Source organism: uncultured Gimesia sp. (assembly GCF_937919775.1).
GTDB lineage: Bacteria > Planctomycetota > Planctomycetia > Planctomycetales > Planctomycetaceae > Gimesia.
In genome coordinates, this window is the sequence record NZ_CALFPF010000397.1 from 1 (window position 1) to 3,673 (window position 3,673).

The window sequence follows — 3,673 nt, forward strand, 5'->3', positions numbered from 1 at the left end:
GTTCTCGAGCATAGAGTTCCTGAAATTGAGGATGGTCCATTTCTTCATACGAGAGGTCTGCTCCTGCAGGTAAACGTGATTCATTCAGTTCGTCCAGAATACAGGAATCCAGGTTTTGCAGAATCGCGTAAGCGACTTCGCAGCCAGCGCAGCAAAACCAGGGTTCCGACTCGGTTTGCAGTTTGATGGGAACAGGCAGGCCGCAGTGTGTGCAGGAACACGGTTTCTCTAGGGGAACCCTGTCACTTTCGTCTGTTTGATCAAGCACCAGGGTGCGATCTTTTCGAGAACTAAAAGGGCTGATATGTCTCTCCTTGCTGACAACAGGGAAGAGGCTGGTCCTTGATTTTCTGCAATTGTTCCCACTGCGAGGGGGCATTCATTTCTTGTTGCAGTTTTCCCACGTCAGCCTGGGCACGTACGGTCATCGTGAAGACGCCGCTCACAATCAGTAAGCCGGCAATCAGGGTGTTTCCCAGCAGATTCCATTTTTGGGGAAACAGTCGACTGGCAAGTCCGGCGAGTGACAAAGCAGGAATCGTTCCCAGCCAGAAAGCGATCATCACCAGACTTCCGGTGAGTGGAGTTCTGGCTCCCACGGCCAATAGTAAAAATGCATACAACCAGCCACAAGGCAGGCAGGCTGTGATGAGTCCAAATCCCAGGGGTCTGATTCCTTTGGGGAGTTTTTGATTCTTTTTGATGAATCCTGACAGATGTTTTCCGACGGCCGCAGTGCCCAAATGCGGGATGTTTCCTTTACGGTAAATCGTGATCAATGAATAACTGCCAAACAGAATCATGCCGATGCCAGAGACGACTGCCGCAATTTTCTGGAGTCCCGCGAGTTCTCCTCCCGCTTCCATCAGCCAGCCCAGACCCCCTGCCAGAAAACCCAGTGCTGCATAGCCCAGCAGTCTTCCGAAGTGATAAAGGGATTCGAGCGTGATGGATTTTGTGACCGTACCGGGAGATCGATTCACGGCGATTAACATTAAGGGGCCACACATCCCGACGCAATGCCCGCTACCGGCAATACTGGCGACGAAAATGGTCGCGAGAAGAGGAATTGTCGAATGGGCTTCCATTAATTCAGGCTCCGCATCCCATTAAATACATTGGTCAAACTCCCCTGCTCTTGCAGGTTTCGTTTATTGAAGTTTTCGAAATCTTATAACGCTTTCACGAGTATTTTTTTCTTTTCCTGAAACGTCCCTGTTGGATTCGAGGCGACCAGAGACAACTCCCACAAACCGGATCGTTGCATGGGAATGGCTGCTGCATAAAGCCCGGGGCCGGTTTCCGTAAAACGAATTTGAAAGACTTCGCCTGCCCGTGCATGGTGAAACAGCTGTCCTTTGACCAGGCATTCTGCGACTGGTAGTCCTGCCCGGTCTTGCAGGGTAATTTGCAGTTTGCGAACGGCTTGCAGTCCTTCCGGGCTTCCGCAGGTGACTGCCGATTTCCAGCCCAGAGCATCACTGTCTGCCTGTGTTTGACGTTGCTGATCCCAGGAAAGTGCCTGTTCATAATAGCCTTCCACGATGACATTCGACGGATCACTGGACGAAAGGAATACTGCCACGGAAGACATCAGGATTTGCAGACCCAGCAGTGAAAAAATGACGCCGCACCAGAACCATCGGGCCAGGGTTTCTGCGGATTGTTCCGAGTCGGACATTATGGTCCCAGCAGTTGACATGTCACTTTCCTCTCTTCAGCATTGTTTTTGGAACTGATGACGAGTTCCACTTGCCTTAAACCGGAGACGAATGAATTGCGGGGAGCCGCGATCAGCAGCGGAACCGTTTTTGTCTCACGGGCTTTCAGGTTCGTGTTTCCCATAATTTCAAGTTTGACGTCCTGATTATTTTGAACTGTGATCTGATATTCATCCGGAACATCAGTCCGATTGACCAGTTTGATCTGCAGATTATTCTCGACCTGTTCAGCTTCGGTCACAATGTATGGATTACCGTAATTTCGCATGATTGTAATATCAAATGATTTTTTATTGATCAGAGTGACCGTAAAAGCGGAGACGGAGAGTAACAGAAGTAAGGGGTAGATCACCACGCGCGGGCGTAATTTCTGATTTGGCTTCCCTTCGATTTCGTCCTGACAGGAGTAGCGAACCAATCCGATGGGACGTTCCACTTTGACCATAATTTCATCACACGCATCCATGCATTGGGTGCAGTGAATGCATTCCATCTGTAATCCCTCTCGGATATCGATTCCGGTCGGACAGGCACGCACACACTGTCCGCAGTCAATACAGTCTCCCAGTGAGTCGGTATTTTGTTTGCTGATTTTTCCTCTTGGCTCGCCGCGAGACTGATCGTAGCTGACGATGAGCGATCGTCGGTCTAACAAGACAGATTGAAAACGACCATAAGGACACGCAATGGTGCAGAGCTGCTCGCGAAAAAATGAAAAATTAAACATCATCAAAACGACAGTGGATGTCATTACCAGGAAACTTGTGGGATGTGTGAACGGCGATTGCTGTACCCAGCGTTCGAGTTCGCTGACGCTGACAAAATATGCCAGAAACGTATGTGCCAGCACCATTGAAATGATCAGATAGACGCCATACATCATCAGTCGACGAGAAATGGGAACAGATTTGTGAGGTTTTCCACCATGTCCGGTAGTACCACAAAATAAGCGCTCGATGGGACGATAAACAAATTCCAGGTAGATCGTCTGAGGACATCCCCAGCCGCACCAGACACGTCCGAACAAAGCCGTTAAGAGAAAGATCGATAAAAACAGCGAGATCATGAAAAACGCCAGCAGCAGTGTATCTGTCGGCAGGAATTTGAATCCCAGGATCGTGAACTCCCGTCTGGCGATATTCAAAAAGATGGCCGGGCTGGCATTAATCTGGATGTGCGGTAGCGCAATGAAAACAATGATCAATAAATAACCCACAACGCGACGCATTTTCCAGTATTTCCCCTGAAATAAACGGGGGTAGATCCAGCGTCGGGTTCCGTCCTTCTCCAGTGTGGATAGAACATGTTCCTCGGATGGCAGGAGTTGGTCATTCATCAGGGTTTACCGATCATCTAAAGCAAAATCCTTATTTCATGAGGCTGGTTTGGTTTGCTGCGTATCGTCCTTTTTACTCTCGTCTTGACTCTCAATTTTCTTCGCATCCGTTTTTTCGGCGTCGGACGCCGGTTTCGGACTCTCATCCGCGGGTGCTATCCAGGGGGGAATTTGTTTCGCGTTGGACTCAGGCGCTTTCCCCGAACCTGCCGGTAATGAATCTCGCAGACTGGCGACATAGGAAGCGACGAGGACCACTTCATTGGGATGCAAACGATTTCCCCAGGCAGGCATCGCCTGACCGTTGGCTCCTTTTTCCACGACCTTGGCAATATCGCCTATTTCTTTCACGTGAATCCAGTAGTCGTCGGTTAAATTGGGGCCCACCTTCCCTTCTCCCTGGGAGGCGTGACAGGCAACGCAGTGCATTTCGAATACACTCTGACCGACTTTCAGCCATTTTTTGTCATCTTTGTATTTATAAACGGTCGCAGAATCCAAACTGAGTTCTCCGATTTCTTCAAACTGCAGTCGTAAATTATCGGCAACTGCTGTGTTATAGTTATCATAGATCGATCGTCCCGGGACTCCCGTCTGATAATATAGCCAATAGGGA

5 protein-coding genes are annotated in these 3,673 nt (G+C 49.4%); all 5 read right to left on the reverse strand.

Annotation, left to right across the window (positions count from 1 at the left end):
- The coding region (locus Q0294_RS10875; protein WP_299464720.1) for a hypothetical protein at positions 1–268 on the reverse strand (268 nt) is incomplete at its 3' end.
- Positions 269–290: 22 nt separating this feature from the next.
- Complete coding sequence (locus Q0294_RS10880) at positions 291–1,088, reverse strand: sulfite exporter TauE/SafE family protein (RefSeq protein ID WP_299464723.1); 798 nt, start codon at positions 1,086–1,088, stop codon at positions 291–293.
- An 83-nt stretch (positions 1,089–1,171) separates the two neighbouring features.
- Positions 1,172–1,681 (reverse strand): FixH family protein, encoded by a 510-nt coding sequence (locus Q0294_RS10885; protein ID WP_299464726.1) that lies wholly within the window; start codon positions 1,679–1,681, stop codon positions 1,172–1,174.
- Positions 1,681–3,057: a cytochrome c oxidase accessory protein CcoG gene (gene ccoG / locus Q0294_RS10890; protein WP_299464729.1), complete on the reverse strand. Its 1,377-nt coding sequence runs from the start codon at positions 3,055–3,057 to the stop codon at positions 1,681–1,683. The genes Q0294_RS10885 and ccoG overlap by 1 nt, the downstream gene beginning before the upstream one ends.
- A 36-nt stretch (positions 3,058–3,093) precedes the next feature.
- Positions 3,094–3,673 (reverse strand): c-type cytochrome (locus Q0294_RS10895; protein ID WP_299464733.1); only part of this gene is annotated, 580 nt, incomplete at its 5' end.

Excerpts from the sequence above, each read along its gene's own strand:
- Q0294_RS10880 (WP_299464723.1), bottom strand. The coding sequence starts at position 1,088 with ATGGAAGCCCATTCGACAATTCCTCTTCTCGCGACCATTTTCGTCGCC.
- Q0294_RS10885 (WP_299464726.1), bottom strand. The coding sequence starts at position 1,681 with ATGTCCGACTCGGAACAATCCGCAGAAACCCTGGCCCGATGGTTCTGG.
- ccoG (WP_299464729.1), bottom strand. The coding sequence starts at position 3,057 with ATGAATGACCAACTCCTGCCATCCGAGGAACATGTTCTATCCACACTG.